Annotated in this window: 1 protein-coding gene and 1 pseudogene; both read left to right on the forward strand. The window is 65.3% G+C overall.

Annotated elements, in window-relative coordinates; translation table 11 throughout:
- Positions 1–127: 127 nt before the first annotated feature.
- Positions 128–1,162, forward strand: a complete 1,035-nt coding sequence (locus tag DBV14_RS32065) for a LacI family DNA-binding transcriptional regulator (RefSeq protein ID WP_124465946.1) — start codon at positions 128–130, stop codon at positions 1,160–1,162.
- Between the two features lie 66 nt (positions 1,163–1,228).
- Positions 1,229–2,193 (forward strand): annotated as a pseudogene (locus DBV14_RS32070) (extracellular solute-binding protein).
- Positions 2,194–2,258: the final 65 nt, after the last annotated feature.

Here is a 2,258-nt window from a genome sequence, read left to right on the forward strand (position 1 = left end):
CATCGCCCATCGCCCATCGCCGGCACCCCTAACAACAAGTCCAAAGGGTTTCTCCCCGCTTCCAAAGCCTGTCATAGCGAGGTCATACTGCCGCGGTGAAATGTAATCGATTACATAACACCGCACGATGAGCATTCAAGCCGTTGCAGCCAAAGCCGGAGTGTCCGTGGCCACCGTGTCGCGGGCCTTCAATTTCCCTGACAAGGTGACGCCCGCCACCCGGGAGTTGGTTGAGCGCGTGGCGCGCGAACTCAACTACCTGCCGAACGCCAGCGCCCGCACCTTGCGCACCCAGCGCAGCCGTGTGCTCGGCGTCGTGCTGCCCACCCTGCTCAACCCGACCTTTGCCGAATGCCTGCAAGGCATTGCGCGCGCGGCTGTTGCGGGGGGCTACGCCATCATTCCCGTCACCACCGGCTACCGGCTCGACGAAGAAGAGCGCGCCGTCCACCTGCTGCTGGCCGGCAACGTCGACGGGCTCATCCTCGTCGTGTCGAACCCCTCGACCTCGACCACGCTCCCACGGCTGCGCGCGAACGGCGTGCCCTACGTGCTGGCCTACAACCGGCACCCCGACCACCCCTGCGTGTCGGTCGACAGCGAAGGCGCGGTGGCCGACGCGGTCACGCGGCTGGTGCTGCTCGGGCATCGGCGCATCGCCATGGTCAGCGGCACGCTCGCCGCATCGGACCGCGCGCAGCAGCGCTATCGCGGCTACCAGAAAGGCATGTCCGACGCCGGGCTCGATGCACCGCCGCTGATCGAAGTGCCCTTCGTGGAAACCGCTGTCGATGCGCTGTCGCAGCACCTCCAGGCCTCCAGCCGTCCCACGGCACTGGTCTGCTCGAACGACTTGCTTGCCATTCGCAGCATCCGCGCCGCGCACCTGAGCGGCCTCTCGGTACCCGACGACCTGAGCGTGGTCGGCTTCGACGGCATCGCGCTCGGCGAAGACCTCACGCCTGCGCTGACCACCATCGCCCAACCCAACAGCGACATCGGCCGCCACAGCGTCGAGTTGCTGATCCAGGCCATGGCCGGCGGCACCACGTTGCAGGCGGATGCAAGCCTGCTGCTTCCCCATGCGTTTCGCGACGGCGAGTCGTGCGCATCCGCGCGCGAACGACAACACCCACAAGAAGAAGACGCCGCCGCTTCCTGATCGACCCACCCAACTGTTTTCTCTCTCCACCCCGTTCTCCGCCCCATCCATCCAAGGAGCTCTTCCATGTCTTTCCGTTTCCACCGCATCGCCCGCCTCGGCGTGCTGGCCGCCGCACTCATGGCAGCCGGCAGCGCCGCCATGGCGCAGACCGCCATTTGCTACAACTGCCCGACCGAGTGGGCCGACTGGGGCACCCAGTTGAAGGCCATCAAGGCCAAGACGGGCATCACCGTGCCGGCCGACAACAAGAACTCGGGCCAGTCGCTCGCGCAACTGGTCGCCGAAAAGGCCAGCCCAGTCGCCGACGTCACGTACCTGGGCGTGACCTTCGCGGTGCAGGCCGCGAAAGACGGCGTGGTCGAGCCCTACAAGCCGGCCGCATGGAAAGACATTCCCGAGGGCCTGAAAGACCCGGCCGGCAACTGGTTCACCATCCACTCGGGCACGCTCGGTTTCATGGTGAACGTCGACGCACTCAAGGGCAAGCCGGTTCCGAAGTCGTGGGCCGACCTGCTCAAGCCCNNNTCGGCGCGGTGGCGGTGAACGAAGCGCGCGGCGGCACGCTGGACAACTTCAAGCCGGCCATCGACTACTTCAAGGCACTGCAGAAAAACGAGCCGATCGTGCCGAAGCAAACGTCGTATGCACGCGTGCTGTCGGGCGAAATCGCGATCCTGCTCGACTACGACTTCAACGCCTACCGCGCCAAGTACAAGGACAAGGCGAACGTGGCGTTCGTGATCCCGAGCGAAGGCACGCTGGCGGTACCGTACGTGATGAGCCTGGTCGCAAAGGCGCCGCATGCAGCGGACGCAAAGAAGGTGCTCGACTTCACGCTGTCCGACGAAGGCCAGGCGATCTGGGCCAAGGCGTACCTGCGCCCGGTGCGCGCAAGCGCAATGCCCAAGGACATCGAAGCGCAGTTCCTGCCGGCCAGCGAATACGCCCGTGCCAAGAGCGTGGACTACGGTCGCATGGCCGAGGCGCAACGGGCCTTCTCTGACCGTTACCTCAAAGAGGTTCGCTGAGCCGTCTCTTCGGATGACGCCTGGCTTTTCTGTTCGTCGTGTTTTGCGTTCTGAGCGCTGCTGTT

This window comes from Variovorax sp. KBW07, assembly GCF_003852515.1.
Lineage (GTDB): Bacteria > Pseudomonadota > Gammaproteobacteria > Burkholderiales > Burkholderiaceae_C > Variovorax.